Below are 14596 nucleotides of genomic sequence, written 5' to 3'. Positions count from 1 at the left end.
CGTGGGACTTGTCCGCCGCGATCAGCAACCAGCCGAGGTGAGCGAGACTCCGGCCGTCGAGACGTTGCTGCGGCAGCTCGGCGACCCCGACCCGGACCGTCGCCGGGAGGCCGCGCTGGGCCTGGACGGCGTGGCCGAGGCGGTGCCGGACCTGCTCGCGCGGGTCGGGCCGGAAACCGCCTCGACCGTACGGGACGCCCTGCTCACGACGTTGGCCGCGCACGACACGGACGAGGTCGCCGAGGCGCTCGCCGTGCACTTGGCCAGCGACGAGGCCGACCTGCGCACCTTGGTGGCCGAGGCGCTGGCGACCATGCCGGGCTCGGTGCCGGCGATCGTCCCGCGCCTGCTGCAGGACCCCGACCACGACGTCCGGGTGATGACCGCGATGGTGCTGGCCGATCTGCCCCACCCCGGCGCGCTGACCTGGCTGGCCGACATGATCCGCGAGGACCCGCACCCGAACGTGGTGACGGCGGCGATCGACGCGCTGCTGCCCTCGCTCGGCCCGGAGCACACCGAACTGCTGCGTGACGCGGTCGGCCGCTTCCCCGACGACCCGTTCCTGCGGTTCACGGTCGAGGCGGCGGTCGGATGACCACCTCGGCGACGGCCGGGCTCAGCGGTGCCGACTTCGAGAGGTTCCGCGAGTACTTCTACAAACGCACCGGCATCCAGTTCACCGAGTCCAAGCGGTACTTCGTGGACAAGCGGATCGAGACCTGCATCAAGCAGGGCGGTTTCGCGGGCTTCAACGCCTGGTTCTCCGCGCTGCGTCTCAACGACCGGCCCGGCCTGCTGCAGGAGCTGATCAACCAGCTCACCGTCAACGAGACGTACTTCCTGCGCGAGGACTACCAGTTCGACTCGCTGCTCAAGACGGTGCTGCCGGACGTGCTGGCGGCCCGTGGGGGCGTGAACCGGATGACCGGGCCGGTCAAGATCCTGTCGCTGCCGTGCTCGACCGGGGAGGAGCCGTACTCGATCGCGCTGCGGCTGCTGGAGGAGTGGGACCAGATCGAGCATGTGGACGTCGAGATCCACGGCGCCGACATCGACAGCGACGTGCTCGAGCGGGCGGCCCATGCCAGTTACGGCGAACGCTCGCTGCAACGGGTCCCGATGGCCTGGCGGGCCAAGTACTTCGCCCCGGCGGGGGCCGGCCGCTATCGGCTCGACGCGGGCATCCGCGACGCGGTCACACTGCACCAGGTCAACGTCTGCGACACCCCGGCGATGCGGTCCTTCCGGGACTTCGACGTGATCTTCTGCCGCAACGTGCTCATCTACTTCGACGAACTGTCGAGCCGGCGCGCGGCCGAGAATCTCTACGGCGCGTTGCGTCCCGGCGGCTACCTGTTCCTCGGCCATTCCGAGTCGATGAGCCGCATCTCGCCGATCTTCACGCCTTCGCGCCTGCCCGAGGGCATCGTCTACCAACGACCCAGCGGAGGCCTCCGATGACCCAGAACCGTCCCAAGGTGCTGGTGGTCGACGACGCCGCGACCGTGCGGCTCTATCACACGAAACTGCTCGGCGACGCCGGCTTCGAGGTGGCCGAGGCGGCCAACGGCCTGGAAGCCGTCGAGGCCGCGATGTCCACCGCGTTCGACCTGTTCGTGGTCGACGTCAACATGCCGAAGATGAACGGCTACACCTGTGTCGAGACGCTGCGTTCGGAGACGGTCGGAACTCCAGCGCCGATCCTGATGATCAGTACCGAGGACCGGGCGGGCGACGCCGACCGCGCGTACGCCGCCGGGGCCAACCTCTACCTGGTCAAACCGGTCGACGCCGAGCGGCTGGCCCGGGTCGCGCGCATGCTCACCTCGGGTGTCGCCGCATGAACCCGTTGCTCGCCCAGTTCCTCGCCGAGGCGGCGGACCTGCTGACCCAGGTCGACGAGGGGCTCCTGCAGCTGGAACGGGACCCGGGCGACCCCGAGCTGGTCAACGAGGTGTTCCGCGCCGCGCACACGTTCAAGGGATCGTCCGGCCTGTTCGACTTCCCCGAACTGACCCGGCTCACCCACGCCGCCGAGGACCTGCTCGACGCCGTGCGCTCGGGCCGGCTCGCTCTCGACTCGGGTATGGCTGACGACCTGCTGGCGGCGTTCGACCTGATCCGCGGGTGGCTGGCCCACGTCACCGTGCACGAGCAACTGCCCGCGACCGCCGGCCCGGCCGCGCAGAGCCTGATCACCAAGCTGCGCGGCCCGCTCGGTGGCGAGAGCGCCCCGGCCGCCTCGGACAGCGCGCCCGCCCCTTCGGCTGTGGCTGTGGCCGTGCGCGGCCCCGACTGGCTCGACGTGTTCGACGCGGAGTGGCTGGAGAAAACCGCCTCCTGGCTGTCGACCACGTCGGCGACGATGCGGTTCGTGCGTTACACCCCCGACGAGGGCTGCTTCTTCCGCGCCGAGGACCCGCTGCACCTGATGAGCCAGGTGCCCGCGCCGGCCGTCCTGGCCCTGATCCAGCCCTTCGAGTGGCCACCGGCCGAGACGTACGACGAGTACCAGTGCCTGATCGGCTTCGCCCTGGCCACCCGGGCCGCGGTGGGGGAGCTGAACCACCTCTTCCGCTACGTCCCCGATCAGGTCGAGATCGTCGAGCTGGACGGGGATGCGATCCGCCGCCACCTCAGCGGCGAGGAGCCGCCCGAGCCGCCCCCGGCCGTCGTGGCCGAGGCCGTGGTGCAGTCGCAGGCCGAGAACGTCGAGCTCGCCCGGGACGCGTACGCGATCCTGGCCGCGGCCCAGCGGTCGCTGACCGTCGACTCGCCGTCCGGCGCCCGGCTGTCCGCCGTGGCCCGCTCGGTGGCCGCCGCCGCGTCCGCGCTCGGTGTGCCGGTCGAGGCGGAGGAACCGGACATCGAGTCGCTCACCGCCCGGGTGGCGACCCTGCTGGCCGAGACGCCGGCCCCGGCCGAGGAGCCGCCGCCGGTGGTGGCGCCGCCGCCCGCCGAGCGGGCGCCGTCCGACCGCGCCCGCACCGACGACCCGGGTGGGCAGGTCGGCACCCGCATCCTCAAGGTCGACCAGGAGAAGGTCGACCACCTGATGGAACTGGTCGGCGAGCTCAACGTGGCCAAGAACGGCCTGACCTTCCTGGCCGACGCGGCCGAGGAGGAGTTCGGCAGCCGGGTGCTGGGCCGCCGGATCAAGGACCAGTACTCCGGTCTGCACCGCATCGCCGAGGAACTGCAGGCGGCGGTGATGGACGTGCGGATGTTGCCGCTGTCGGTGGCGTTCTCGCGGTTCCCACGGCTGATCCGTGACCTGTCGCGCCGGCTCGGCAAGACCGTCGAGCTGGTGACCGAGGGCGAGGACACCATGGCCGACAAGGACGTCATCGAGGCGCTGGGCGACCCGCTGGTGCATCTGGTCCGCAACAGCCTCGACCACGGCATCGAGACACCGGCGGAGCGGGAGGCCGCGGGCAAGGCGCCGGCCGCCAAGATCACGCTTACGGCGGTGGCCGACGGGGACGCCGTGATCGTCGAGATCGCCGACGACGGGCGGGGCATCGACGCCGACCGGGTCAAGCGCAAGGCGTACGAGAAAGGTCTGATCTCGGAGGACGAGCTGGAGTCGCTGACCGAGTCGGACGCGGTCGACCTGATCTTCCGGCCCGGCTTCTCGACTGCCGACCAGGTGTCCGACCTGTCCGGGCGGGGGGTCGGCATGGACGCCGTACGGGCCAGTGTCGAGAAACTCGGCGGCACCGTGAGCATGCGTTCCCAGTTCGGCCGCGGCACCTCGACGCGGCTGCGGCTGCCCCTCTCGATGGCAGTCACCCAGGTGATGGTGGTCAGCGTGGCCGGGCAGCGCTTCGGCATCCCGGTCGACCTGGTCGTCGAGACCGTCCGGGTGCCGGGCGCCGAGCTGGGCCGGGTGCTGCACTCCGACGTCGTCGTGCTGCGCGGTGAGGTGGTCCCGGTGATCGACCTGGCCCGGGCGCTGGACATGCCGTGGACGCCCGACCCCGCCGCCGACCGCGCGATCCTCATCGTCAGCCTGCACGGCCAGCGGGTGGGTCTGCTCGTCGAGCAGTTCCACCGCGAGGTCGACGTGATCCTGAAACCGATGGAGGGCCTGCTGGCGTACGCCGGCGAGTTCTCCGGCACCGCGCTGCTGGGTGACGGCCTGGTGCTGCTCGTGCTCAACATGAAGGAGGTGCTCAGCCTTGCCGCTCGAGCTCAATGAACATACCGCGACGCTGAGTGACGTCGTGACCGTCGACGAGGTGGAGCCGCTGGTCGCCTGGCTGCGGGCAACCGCCAAGCCCAAGGTGAACCTGCGGCGTTGCAACCATTTGCACACCGGCGCGCTCCAGGCCCTGCTGCTCTTCCAGCCGAGGATTACTTCAGCACCGGTTGACGCCTTCCTGGCCACGCAGGTGCTTCCGCTGCTCAGGGGGAGCAGCGGGGTCTCCTCAGCAGAAAGCGAACCGCCATGACCACTGTGATGCTCGTCGACGACTCCGCCACCATGCTCATGAGCCTCAAGTCGATCCTGACCAAGGCCGGCTACACGGTCGAGACCGCGGGGCACGGCAAGGAGGCAATGGACAAGCTCGCGAAGGGCGTCAAGCCCAACCTGATCATCAGCGACGTCAACATGCCGCAGATGGACGGGATCACGTTCGTCCGCGAAGCCCGCAAGTCCCCGGGTATGCGGTTCACCCCCATGCTCATGCTGACCACCGAGAGCGAGCAGACCAAGCGCAACGAGGCCAAGTCGGCCGGCGCGACCGGCTGGCTCGTCAAGCCGGTCGGGCCCGACCAGCTCCTCGGCGTGATCAAGCAGGTCGTTCCCGGCGCCTGAGGCGCCCAGCAGGAGGTTCCGATGTCCCGCCTTCTCCGCCGCTCCGGCACTGCCGCCGACTCCGAGCAGACCTCCGTACGGGGTGAGGTCGTCGGCGACGTGCTCAAGGACGTGCCCGCGGTGTGCGAGGTCGCGGCCGCGCACATCGGGGACGTCATCGAGCAGACCGGCGAGGCCGCCGAGTCGATCGTCGGGCAGCTGGTCAAGGTCGACGAGCTGGCCGACGGGCTGGCCGGCGACGTCGCCCGGCTGGCCGGCACGCTCGGGCGCACGGAATCGGAACTGAGCCAGGCCACGTCGTCCAACGAGCAGCGCGTCGAACGGCTCGTGCGGTACTTCCTGTACCGCGACGAGCAGATCCACGAGCTGGTCGACGAGATGCGCGGCCTCAAACGCCACGTCAGCCAGATCGAGGAGGTCAGCAAGGCCACCAACATCCTGGCGCTGAACGCGATGATCGAGGCGATGCGGGCGGGCGACGCCGGCGAGGGTTTCGCGGTCGTCGCCGACGAGGTCCGCAAACTGGCCGACCGCTCGGCCAAGGCCGCCCAGGGCATCGGCAGCAGCATCGCCGACCTGACCACCCGGCTCGACCGGGTGCTCTCGGACGACTCCTCGTTCGACGACGACACAGCGAGCGCCGCGCCGGGCGCCGCCGACACAGTGAGCGCCGCGCCGGGCGCCGCCGACACCGCGATGACCCGCCGGCTCAGCGGCATCGCCAACGCCCAGCGCGAGATGTCACAGATGGTGGGCGGTGTCCTGCAGGACGCAATGGGTGCGCTGCACCAGGTCGAGCAGAGCTCCGCCGCGCTCACCGCCGAGACGACCGGCGCGGTCGGGCACGTGCAGTTCCAGGACATCACCCGGCAGATGCTGGAGCACGTCGTCGAAGCAATCTGCCAGGTGCAACAGGGCGCCGAGGACGCGATGGACTACGCCGCCGGCAACGCGCCCGAGGAAACGGTCCGCGCCCGCGCGGTCTCCGTCGACGCGCTGCGCGCCCGCCACGTGATGTCCCGCCAGCGCGCCACCCACGGCCAGCACACCAACGCCAAGGCCGCAACCGGCGACGACGGCCCCGTCATCGAGCTGTTCTAATCGGTGTCAACTTCGCTCAGCCGCACATCGCATACTTCGGCCGCGCCCTCGCCTTGCCGCAAAGCATTCTTGCAGTCCGGCCGGCCGGCGCGTCACTTCACGGGCACTTTCATTTTGAACAGTTTCTCCGCGTTCCGGAACGCGATCTTCTCCTTGTCCTCGCGTGGCAAATTGACTCCACGGAACCAGTCGGTCTGCACCTTGATGTCCGCGAACGGGTAGTCGGTTGCGAACATCACTCGATCCACGCTTATGAACTTCAGCAGGAGATCGAGCAGTTCGGTCTGGGGGAATGCGCTGGTTGTGATCCAGAAGTTGTCCTGGAAGTACTGCCCGAAGGGCTTCTTGAGTGAGTCCTCGGTCGGCTCGCCCATGTCTTCGAGGATCCGCTTGTAGTAAAAGGGAAGGCCCTCGCCCATGTGGCCGATGATGATTTTCAGTTTGGGGAATCTGTCGAAGACCCCGTACGTGATCATCCGGATGCATTGGGTCAGCACCTCCTGGTGCCAGCCATATCCGGACCCACTGAAAATGTAGTCCTGATACTCCTGCGTGTATTCAGACCGGGTGGTGCTGTAGTAGATCTTGAAGACCTCGTCAGCCGGATAGCCGGGATGCAGGTAGATCGGCACGTCGAGAGCCTGGGCACGTGCCAGCACAGGCTCGAAATCGGGATGATCGAGGTACTTCTTCGCGATGTGCCCGTTGGTCAGCGCGCCCAGGAAGCCGTCTTGCTTGACCGAGCGTTCCAGTTCGTCCGCCGCCGCCTCCGGGCTCTGCAAGGGCAAGGTGGCGAAAGCCTTGAAGCGGCCCGGATACTTGGCGATCGGCCCGTCCACAAGTTGCCGGTTGAGACGATGGGCAAGGTCGATGCCCCTTTGCCCGGGGACATTTTGGACGGACGGCGTGTGGGCGGAGAGGATTTGAACGTTGAGTCCCCCGGCGTCCATGTCGCGGATGCGGCGTTCGCCCAGATCTGCGAGACCAATTTCCTCGAGGAACGCTATGTGATCCTCATTGATGGAGTTCAGCTTCAACAACGTGGGAGTCGAAAAGGTCTCCTCCGTGCCGATGAAGGGCAGGTCCCGGTCTCGCAATGCAATGTCCGGAGTCTTGTCCGGGGCCTTGTCCGGGGTCGTGTTCCCGTCCGCTGCCGAAACGGCGGCATACGTGGACAGGCCGGCGCCGGCGCCAAGCGCCGTGGCAGCGGCCAGAAAACCGCGGCGTCCCATGGGCTTCATGTCAGTCTCTCTTCGGTGTTCGTGAGCATGGTGTCCGTACGGCATCAGTGACAAGCATCAGTGCCTCCTGCGCACGAGTTGCTTCGCTCATCTGATGCCGACTTCGTACCAAGCGAATCTGAGACGACCGTTAGAAAGCTCCGGACACGAACTCCTGGTAAGCCCAGTTGGTCAGTGAGCCTTTTCCATCTCGGCGGATCGGGTTCTCGACGTCGTGCGGGGCGAGGGTGGCCGGCACGATCGGGGTGGTCCGGGACGGGCGCGCCTGGCTCACCCCTTGGCTGCTCCTGCTGCCGGGCGGCGGGTCAGCACCTGCGGGCCGGCCGGGGTGACGGCGATCGTGTGCTCGGAGTGGGCCGTACGGGAGCCGTCGGCGGAGCGGATCGTCCAGCCGTCCTCGTCGTAGCGGATCTTGTCGGTGGTTTTGCACAGCCAGGGTTCGATGGCGATGGTCAGGCCCGGGTCGAGGCGCATGCCGCGGCGGGCGCGGCCGGAGTTGGCGACGTGCGGGGCCTCGTGCATGGTGCGGCCGATGCCGTGGCCGCCGAACTCGCCGTTCACGCCGTAGCCGTACGAGTGGGCGACCTCGCCGATCGCGGCCGAGATGTCGCCGATGCGGCCGCCGGGCTGGGCGGCGGCGATGCCCGCTTCCAGGGCCACCTCGGTCGCCTCGATGAGCCGCAGGTCTGACGGGTCGGGGGCGCCGACGACGAACGAGTACGCCGAGTCGGCGTTCCAGCCGCCGATGCCGAGCGCCATGTCGATGCTGAGCAGGTCGCCGTCACGCAGCACGTAGTCGTGGGGCAGGCCGTGCAGCACGGCGTCGTTGACCGACAGGCACAGCACGTTGCGGAACGGGCCGCGGCCGAACGAGGGGGCGTAGTCCCAGTAGCAGGACTCGGCGCCGCGTTCCTTGATGCGCCGGCGGGCGTGGCGCTCGATGTCCATCAGGTTGACGCCCACCCCGGCCACCCGGCTCAGCTCGTCGAGCAGTTCGCCGACGAACTGGCCGGCCACCGCCATCCGGCCGATCTCCTCGGCGGACTTGAGCTCGATCACGGTTCTCTCCCTCGGGTGCGGCATTTCTATACCGGTATTTTTATACCACGCGCTAAGGTGCAGGCATGGTTCGCCAACCACTGACCCCCGAGCAGATCGCCGCGGGCCGGCGCCTCGGGCTCGCCCTGCGGGCCGCGCGGGCCGGGCGAAGCATCGTCGAGGTGGCAGTGGCGGCCGGCATCTCCCCCGAGACCCTGCGCAAGATCGAGGCGGGCCGCCTGCCCGCGCCGGCGTTCGGCACCGTGGTGTGCCTGAGCCAGGCCCTCGAGGTGCCGCTGAAGGATCTGGCCGACGCGTGGCTGGCCGACATGCCGGTCAAGCAGGCCTCCTGAAACACCCCGCCCGGGCGTTCACGGGGCTTTACCGTGAACAGGTGTTTGTATCGGGTGTGTGAACGCATGTGAACTTCTCCGACGCCGGTAATCGGCTGTTCGGCTGGGCCTTCACGTCGATGGTTGCGGTCTGGCTGTGAACAACAGTCGGCCTCTTGTTCACTCTCACGTTATCCGGTAGAACTCCGTTCACGGCCCTTGTGGGGGTCGCCAGCCGTTCGGCTCTAGGAGGACCACCCATGGCTCCGCCAAACATCTCCCGTCGCGGCCTGCTCCAGCTCGGTGGCAGCGTGGCGCTTCTGATGACGACCGGCGCGTGCGCCGCCGGCAGCAAGGACAACCCGGACGCGGGCGCCTCGGCCGGTCCCGCCGCCGGCACGCTGCGCATCGCCGTCTCGAGCTACCTGTCCAGCTGGGACCAGGACTTCGTCGGCTTCGACCTCACCGCGCTGATGCTGTTCAAGAACGTGTACCCGTACATGATCGATTACGGGGTCACCTCGGCAGGGGACAGCCAGATCCTCGACACCGCGAACATCACCCCCACCTTCGCCGAGTCGTTCGAGCCGGACGCCACCCAGAAGGTGTGGACGCTCAAGCTGCGCAAGGGCGTCAAGTTCGCCAGTGGCAACGAGATGAAGGCGGCCGACGTCAAGTGGTCCAAGGACCGCGCGTTCGCCGCCCAGGCCAATGTGGCCGGCGTCTACCGCACGATCGGCCTCACCAAACCCGAGCAGGTCGTGGTCGTCGACGACTACACCGTCGAGTTCCGCCAGGAGTTCCCGAGCGCCCTGACCCGCCAGATCCAGGCCATCTCGCTGTACGTCTTCGACTCGGCCGAGGCCAAGAAACACGCCACCGAGGCCGACCCGTGGGCCAAGGAGTGGTTCGCCAAGAACGCCCCGACCGGCGGCTACTTCAACGTCACCAAGGCCAACCAGGGCCAGGAGATCGAGCTCAGCGCCAACACCGGCTACCCCGGCCCCGACGGCGCCAAGACCTCGACGATCCGGCTGTCGGTCGTGCCCGCCGCGGCCAACCAGCGGCTGCAGCTGCAGGCCGGCGACATCGACATCGCGCTCGGCATCACCGGCCAGGACCTGCAGGACCTCAAGAAGGCCGAGGGCGTCAAGGTGCTCTCGGCGGCCAGCAACAACCAGGTCGCCATCCAGATGTCGGTCACCACGGCGCCGTTCGACGACGTCAACGTGCGCAAGGCCCTCGCGTACGCCGTCCCGTACGAGCAGATCGTCAAGAACGTGTACGGCGGCGACGCGCGGCCCACCAAGAGCCTCGTGCCGCTGGACATGCCGGGTTACTCCGAGAGCGGATACCCGTACACCTATGACCTCGACAAGGCCAAGCAGGCCCTGGCGGCGTCGGGCAAGACGGCGGTCAGCTCGGAGCTGGTGTTCGAGGCCGACAACGCCGAGCAGCAGAAGATCGCGGTGCAGGTGCAGGCCGAGGCGGCCAAGGCCGGGATCACGCTCAAGCTGACCCCGCTCGACCCGGCCACGCTCGGCGAGCGGCGCACCCGCAAGAGCATTCCGCTGCAGATCACCACGGGTCAGCTCTGGGTCAACGACGTCGAGTACATGCTGGCCACGAGCTTCGTCAAGGGCGCCGCGCTCAACTACTCGAACTACACCAACCCGGAGATCGAGCAGATCTACACCAAGGCGCACACCACCGTCGACGAGACGGCACGCCGGCAGCTCTGGACGCAGGTGCAGTCGATCCTCGCCGCCGACGTGCCGTGGGTCGTCATCTGCCAGCCCAACTTCAACCTGCCCGTACGGGAGAAGGTGGCGGGCTGGGTGCAACCGATGGACGGCCTGGCGCGTCTCCGCTACCTGAGCGCATCGGCCTGACCTCGTGCGTATTCTGCGTTTCGTCGGTCGCCGGCTGCTCCAGCTGATCCCGGTCCTGCTCGGGGTGGTCGTGCTGACCTTCCTGCTGGTACGGGTGCTGCCCGGCGACCCGATCCGCAGCATCCTCGGGCCCAACGCGACCGAGGCCGACGCGGACGCCGCACGTGCCCGCTTCGGCCTCGACCAGCCGCTCTGGAAGCAGTTCCTGGACTACCTCGGGGGCCTGGTCAGCGGCGATTTCGGCACCTCGATCCAGAGCGGCGCCCCGGTCACCGGCGAGATGGCGCTGCGTCTGGGGCCCACGCTCGAGCTGGTGTTCCTCGCGGTCACGATCGCCGTGCTGCTGGCCGTCCGGCTCGGGATCTGGTCGGCGCGCCGGGCCGACCGGTTCGGCGATCATTCCGTACGGATCTTCGCCCTGCTCGGCAACTCCGTGCCCGAGTTCTGGCTGGGCCTGGTGCTGATCCTGGCCGGTTACGCGGCGCTGGGCTGGTTCCCGGCGCCCAGCGGCCGCGTCGACCCGGACACCGACCTCACCCCGCTGACCGGGGCCGACCTGATCGACGCGCTGATCACCGGGAACGGGCCGGCCGTCTCGTCGGCCGCCGCGCACCTCGTGCTGCCGGTGCTCACCCTGGTCATCGGCGTCCTGGCGCCGCTGCTGCGAAGCGTGCGGGCCTCGGCCCTCGAGGTGCTGCGCAGCGAGGCGTACGCCGCCGCGGCCGCCCACGGACTGCCGGAGCGCACCCTGCTGCGCGGTTATCTGCGGCGGGCCACCCTGGTGCGGCTGCCGTCGCTGGCCGCGCTGGTCTTCGGCACCGCGCTCGGTTCGACGGTGCTGGTCGAGTACGTCTTCTCGTGGCAGGGCTTCGGCCAGTGGGCGCTGCGCGGGCTGCTCTACCGCGACTACCCGGTCGTGCAGGCGTCCGTGCTGATCATCGCCTTCGCCTATGTCCTGGTCTTCCTCATCGCCGACGTCGTGCACGCCTGGCTCGACCCGAGAGTGAAAATCTGATGGCCGCGATCGAGATGACACCGGTCGTCTCCGGTGACAAGGACGGCCGGTTCGCCCGCAGCCTCGTCTGGGCCGGCGGCGCGATCCTGGCGGTCGCCGCCCTGGCCGCGCTGCTGGCTCCGGTGCTGACGTCGTGGGGCCCGACCGAGATCGACCCGGACGGGACCCTCGCCGCGCCCGGCGGGGGACATCTGCTCGGCGCCGACGGCAACGGCATGGACGTGTGGAGCCGGGTGCTGCACGCGGCCCGCCTCGACCTGGGCATCGCCGTGCTCGCGGTGGCCCTCGCCGTGGTCGTCGGCACCCTGCTCGGCCTGCTCGCCGGCTACCTGGGCGGCTGGGTCGACGACGTGCTCATGCGCATCGTCGACATCTTCCAGGCGTTCCCCACGTTCATCCTGGCCCTCGCGGTCAGCGCGCTGCTCGGCGGCGGGTTCGTCAACCTGGTCGTCACGATCGCCGCGGTCAACGCCCCCGCGTACGCCCGGCTGGTGCGGGCCGAGGTGCGCTCCCTGCGGGAGATGCAGTACATCGACGCGGCCAAGACGTCCGGCGCGTCCACGCTCGGCATCATGTGGCGCCATCTGCTGCCCAACAGCCTGACGCCCGTACGGGTGATCGCGCCTCTCAACTGCGGCTGGGCCATGCTCACCCTGGCCGGCCTGTCCTTCCTCGGCCTGGGCGTCACGGTGCCCACCGCCGAGTGGGGCTCCATGATCAGCCTCGGCACGTCGGACGTCGTGGCCGGCCGCTGGTGGACCTCGGTGCCGCCCGGCCTGGCCCTGCTCGTCTGCGTCCTCGGCTTCAGCCTGCTCGGCGAAGGCCTGCAGGAACGTGCCGACGCGAAGAGGCGGTGACCATGCTCGACATCGAGAACCTGTCGGTCGTCATCCGGCGGCCCGGACGCCAGGTCGCGGCGCTCAGCGACGTGAGCTTCACGGTCGCGGGAGGCGAAGTGGTCGGCCTGGTGGGGGAGAGCGGTGGCGGCAAGAGCATGGTCGCGCGGGCCGTCGTCGGCATGCTGCCCTCGGGCTCCCACGCCACCGGCCGCGTCGGCTTCGACGGCGACGACGTGCTCCGCATGGACCGGGCGGCCCTGGCCCACCACCGCGGCCGCGGCGCGGCGATCTGCTTCCAGAACCCTCGTGGCGCGCTCAGCCCTACCCGTACGGTGGGGCGCCAGCTGATCGACCGCCTGGCCACCCACCAGAACATGACCGGCGACCGCGCCCGCGAGACCGCCAAGGAACTGTTCGCGGCCGTGGGCATCCGCAACCCCGTACGGCGTCTGGAGGCCTACCCCCACGAGTTGTCGGGCGGCATGGCCCAGCGCGTGATGATCAGCCTGGCCACCGGTTGCGCCCCCGGCCTGCTGATCGCGGACGAACCCACCACCGGCCTCGACGTCACCCTGACCCGCGAAATCCTCCACCAGTTCCGCCACGCCGCCGACACCGACGGTCGCGGCGTCCTGCTCATCAGCCACGACCTGGCCTCGATCGCCGAGGTCTGCGACCGCGTGGTGGTCCTCTACGCCGGCACGGTCGTCGAGTCGGGCCCAGCCTCCCGAGTCCTACGCACGCCGGCACACCCCTACACACGCGCCCTGCTCCGCTCAGTCCCCGACGTGGGCGGCGGTCGCGTGGTCCCCACTCCTGGCGGCATGCCGTTGATGACGGCCGCCCCGCACGACTGCCCGTTCGCGCCACGCTGCGCCCACGCGACGGACTCGTGCCGCACTACCCGCCCCGAACTGTCACCGCTCGCCGAAGGCTGGTCCCTGGCGTGCTACCACCCGCAGGAGGGCCCACTCTTCCCGCCGCGGACGCCCGTCGTGAGCCTTTATGGCGATAAACCGGATAGTGGCGCGGTGGAGGCGGGGATTGCTCGCGGGGATGCGACCCTCCGCCCCGCAAGTCCAGGCCCACTCAGTCGGCTGTATGGCGAAAAATCGGGTGCGGGGGCAGTTGGGGACGGAGGGCCGGTCCGGAAGGAAATCGAGGAGCCGGGTTCTGGCAGTGCGGCAGTTGGAGAGGCCGGCTCGGACAGCCGGGCAGTTGCGGAGGCCGGTTCAGGCGGCGAAGCCGTAGGGAGGACCGGTCCGGGCGCGGGGACCGCGCTCGACGGCGTCGAGCCGGATCTGCGGGTGGACGGTCCAGGGCCGGGGGCCGCGGGCGAGACCGGTGCTGCCGAGGGCGGGCGGGTCGTTCTGCGCGTCGCGGATGCCCACGTCGTCTATCGCAGCCGGTTCGGCTCGGGCGGGCACCACGCGCTGCGGGGGGTCAGTCTGGAACTCAAGGCCGGCGAGACGCTCGGCGTTGTCGGGGAGAGCGGCTGCGGCAAGAGCACCCTGGCCAAGCTCATCATGGGGCTGGTTGAGCCGTCGGAAGGGTCCGTCACGGTCGCCGGCAAGGATGTCAGGAAGCTGAGCCGCGCCGAGCGGACCCGGGCTCAGATGGTGTTCCAGGACCCGATCGGCTCATTGAGCCCCCGGCGTACGGTGGCCGACTCCATCGCCGAGCCGTTGCGTGCGGCCAAGGTCCCCACGGCCGAGCGCGCGAGGAAGGTCGAGGCGGCGCTCGGGCGGATGGAGCTCGACGGCTCGATTCTCCAGCGTTACCCGCATGAGCTCTCGGGTGGGCAAGCGCAGCGCGCCGGGATTGCGCGGGCGCTTGTGGGGGAGCCTGACCTGATTGTTTTCGACGAGCCGACCAGTGCGCTCGACGTCACCGTGCAGGCGCAGATCCTCGATGTCATCGCGAATGTGGCGGCCGACGCGGGGCACGGGTCGGTGTTCATCTCGCACGACCTCGCCACGGTGCGCGGGTTCGCCGATCGGGTCGTGGTGCTCTACCTCGGGCGTGTCGTCGAGGAAGGTCCGGTGGACGAGGTCTTCGACCGGCCCAAGCACCCGTACACCCGCGCTTTGCTCGGCAGCGCGCCGCGGCTCGGTGAGACCCGGGCGGCCGACGTCGAACTGGTCAAGGACCTGGACGAGGCGGACGCCGCCGCTGGTTGCCCGCTGGCGGCCCGCTGCCCGTTCGTCACCGACACCTGCCGGTCGCAGGAACAGACCCTTCAGCCGTACGGCGTGAGCCGGGCCGCCTGCTGGCGTGTGCCCGAGCTTCCCGCCCTGATCGAAAAGAGCTGAG

The 14596-nt window shown here is 69.4% G+C and carries 15 protein-coding genes; 12 read left to right on the top strand and 3 right to left on the bottom strand.

Translation table 11 applies throughout. From position 1 onward, the window contains the following. Position 1: 1 nt before the first annotated feature. The 7 genes from C8E87_RS41765 to C8E87_RS41735 are packed head-to-tail and all read left to right on the top strand — an operon-like array spanning position 2 to position 5926. Positions 2-598 (top strand): HEAT repeat domain-containing protein, encoded by a 597-nt coding sequence (locus tag C8E87_RS41765; protein WP_133878850.1) that lies wholly within the window; start codon positions 2-4, stop codon positions 596-598. Further along, a complete protein-coding gene (locus C8E87_RS41760) occupies positions 595-1464 on the top strand; it encodes a CheR family methyltransferase (protein ID WP_133878849.1) in 870 nt (289 codons plus the stop codon). The genes C8E87_RS41765 and C8E87_RS41760 overlap by 4 nt, the downstream gene beginning before the upstream one ends. Beyond that, entirely contained in the window at positions 1461-1847 is a 387-nt protein-coding gene (locus C8E87_RS41755; RefSeq protein WP_133878848.1) for a response regulator, read from the top strand. Before C8E87_RS41760 ends, C8E87_RS41755 begins: the two co-directional genes overlap by 4 nt. Beyond that, positions 1844-4204 carry a chemotaxis protein CheA gene (locus tag C8E87_RS41750; protein ID WP_133878847.1) on the top strand — a complete coding sequence of 787 codons (2361 nt, stop codon included), beginning with the start codon at positions 1844-1846 and terminating at the stop codon, positions 4202-4204. Before C8E87_RS41755 ends, C8E87_RS41750 begins: the two co-directional genes overlap by 4 nt. Beyond that, complete coding sequence (locus C8E87_RS41745) at positions 4185-4457, top strand: hypothetical protein (protein WP_133878846.1); 273 nt, start codon at positions 4185-4187, stop codon at positions 4455-4457. The genes C8E87_RS41750 and C8E87_RS41745 overlap by 20 nt, the downstream gene beginning before the upstream one ends. After that, positions 4454-4825, top strand: a complete 372-nt coding sequence (locus C8E87_RS41740) for a response regulator (protein ID WP_133878845.1) — start codon at positions 4454-4456, stop codon at positions 4823-4825. The genes C8E87_RS41745 and C8E87_RS41740 overlap by 4 nt, the downstream gene beginning before the upstream one ends. Before the next feature lie 21 nt (positions 4826-4846). Then, positions 4847-5926 (top strand): methyl-accepting chemotaxis protein, encoded by a 1080-nt coding sequence (locus C8E87_RS41735; protein ID WP_133878844.1) that lies wholly within the window; start codon positions 4847-4849, stop codon positions 5924-5926. Positions 5927-6018: 92 nt separating this feature from the next. Here the strand turns inward: C8E87_RS41735 and C8E87_RS41730 are convergent, their stop codons facing one another. From C8E87_RS41730 to map, 3 genes are all read right to left on the bottom strand, one after another. Then, positions 6019-7167: an amidohydrolase family protein gene (locus tag C8E87_RS41730; RefSeq protein ID WP_133878843.1), complete on the bottom strand. Its 1149-nt coding sequence runs from the start codon at positions 7165-7167 to the stop codon at positions 6019-6021. A gap of 130 nt (positions 7168-7297) precedes the next feature. Further along, positions 7298-7441 (bottom strand): hypothetical protein, encoded by a 144-nt coding sequence (locus C8E87_RS44130; protein ID WP_166661458.1) that lies wholly within the window; start codon positions 7439-7441, stop codon positions 7298-7300. After that, complete coding sequence (gene map / locus C8E87_RS41725) at positions 7438-8226, bottom strand: type I methionyl aminopeptidase (protein WP_133878842.1); 789 nt, start codon at positions 8224-8226, stop codon at positions 7438-7440. The genes C8E87_RS44130 and map overlap by 4 nt, the downstream gene beginning before the upstream one ends. A 65-nt stretch (positions 8227-8291) precedes the next feature. Between map and C8E87_RS41720 the strand changes: the two genes are divergently transcribed. The 5 genes from C8E87_RS41720 (at position 8292) to C8E87_RS46150 (ending at position 14595) form a co-directional block, all read left to right on the top strand. Further along, positions 8292-8558, top strand: coding sequence for a helix-turn-helix domain-containing protein (locus C8E87_RS41720; protein ID WP_133878841.1), 267 nt, complete (start codon positions 8292-8294; stop codon positions 8556-8558). Between the two features lie 239 nt (positions 8559-8797). Beyond that, positions 8798-10429 (top strand): ABC transporter substrate-binding protein, encoded by a 1632-nt coding sequence (locus C8E87_RS41715; protein ID WP_133878840.1) that lies wholly within the window; start codon positions 8798-8800, stop codon positions 10427-10429. Positions 10430-10433: 4 nt separating this feature from the next. Continuing rightward, complete coding sequence (locus C8E87_RS41710; protein ID WP_133878839.1) at positions 10434-11444, top strand: ABC transporter permease; 1011 nt, start codon at positions 10434-10436, stop codon at positions 11442-11444. Further along, complete coding sequence (locus C8E87_RS41705; protein ID WP_133878838.1) at positions 11444-12301, top strand: ABC transporter permease; 858 nt, start codon at positions 11444-11446, stop codon at positions 12299-12301. The genes C8E87_RS41710 and C8E87_RS41705 overlap by 1 nt, the downstream gene beginning before the upstream one ends. Positions 12302-12303: 2 nt before the next feature. Beyond that, positions 12304-14595 (top strand): ABC transporter ATP-binding protein, encoded by a 2292-nt coding sequence (locus C8E87_RS46150; RefSeq protein WP_239080191.1) that lies wholly within the window; start codon positions 12304-12306, stop codon positions 14593-14595. Position 14596 lies beyond the last annotated feature (1 nt).

This window comes from Paractinoplanes brasiliensis, assembly GCF_004362215.1.
Lineage (GTDB): Bacteria > Actinomycetota > Actinomycetes > Mycobacteriales > Micromonosporaceae > Actinoplanes > Actinoplanes brasiliensis.
The sequence above is the reverse complement of the archived record's forward strand: the minus strand, read 5'-3'. Positions and strand labels throughout refer to the sequence as shown.

What these genes read in the sequence shown, in the direction of transcription:
- C8E87_RS41760 (WP_133878849.1), top strand. Translation starts at nt 595, where the DNA reads ATGACCACCTCGGCGACGGCCGGGCTCAGCGGTGCCGACTTCGAGAGG.
- C8E87_RS41755 (WP_133878848.1), top strand. Translation starts at nt 1,461, where the DNA reads ATGACCCAGAACCGTCCCAAGGTGCTGGTGGTCGACGACGCCGCGACC.
- C8E87_RS41750 (WP_133878847.1), top strand. Translation starts at nt 1,844, where the DNA reads ATGAACCCGTTGCTCGCCCAGTTCCTCGCCGAGGCGGCGGACCTGCTG.
- C8E87_RS41740 (WP_133878845.1), top strand. Translation starts at nt 4,454, where the DNA reads ATGACCACTGTGATGCTCGTCGACGACTCCGCCACCATGCTCATGAGC.
- C8E87_RS41735 (WP_133878844.1), top strand. Translation starts at nt 4,847, where the DNA reads ATGTCCCGCCTTCTCCGCCGCTCCGGCACTGCCGCCGACTCCGAGCAG.
- C8E87_RS41730 (WP_133878843.1), bottom strand. Translation starts at nt 7,167, where the DNA reads ATGAAGCCCATGGGACGCCGCGGTTTTCTGGCCGCTGCCACGGCGCTT.
- C8E87_RS41720 (WP_133878841.1), top strand. Translation starts at nt 8,292, where the DNA reads ATGGTTCGCCAACCACTGACCCCCGAGCAGATCGCCGCGGGCCGGCGC.
- C8E87_RS41715 (WP_133878840.1), top strand. Translation starts at nt 8,798, where the DNA reads ATGGCTCCGCCAAACATCTCCCGTCGCGGCCTGCTCCAGCTCGGTGGC.
- C8E87_RS41705 (WP_133878838.1), top strand. Translation starts at nt 11,444, where the DNA reads ATGGCCGCGATCGAGATGACACCGGTCGTCTCCGGTGACAAGGACGGC.
- C8E87_RS46150 (WP_239080191.1), top strand. Translation starts at nt 12,304, where the DNA reads ATGCTCGACATCGAGAACCTGTCGGTCGTCATCCGGCGGCCCGGACGC.